At 69.0% G+C, this 423-nt stretch carries 1 protein-coding gene; it reads left to right on the top strand.

The window, feature by feature from the left end:
• A partial coding sequence (locus FLQ44_RS02870) for an acyl-CoA thioesterase (RefSeq protein ID WP_206208639.1) occupies window positions 1-423 on the top strand: 423 nt, incomplete at both ends.

Genomic DNA, 423 nt, shown 5'->3' with positions numbered 1-423 from the left:
GCAGACCGTCACCGCCGAGCGCGCCCTGCACTCGCTGCACGCTTATTTCCTGCGCGCCGGCGACATCGAGCATCCGATCGTCTACCAGGTCGAGAACTCGCGCGACGGTGGCAGCTTCTCGGTGCGCCGGGTCACGGCGATCCAGCATGGCCAGCCGATCTTCGTCGCCTCGGCCAGTTTCCACCGCCCCGAGGACGGGGTGAACCATCAGATCTCGCCGCCGGACGGTCCCAAGCCCGAAGACATCGACCCGCCGTCGCCGATCTCGGCCGAAGCGCTGGCGCAGCTGCCGGCGATCACCCAGCGCTGGCTCACCCGCAGCGGGCCCTTCGAGTTCCGCTCGGTCTATCCGCGCGACGAGCTGCACCCGGCCAAGCGTCCGCCCTACAACCAGGTCTGGGTGCGGCTGATCGACCAGATTCC

Origin of the sequence: Vogesella mureinivorans (genome assembly GCF_007644035.1) — a bacterium.
GTDB lineage: Bacteria > Pseudomonadota > Gammaproteobacteria > Burkholderiales > Chromobacteriaceae > Vogesella > Vogesella mureinivorans.
Note: the sequence above shows the minus strand (reverse complement) of the source record. Positions and strands in the feature narration are given on the sequence as shown.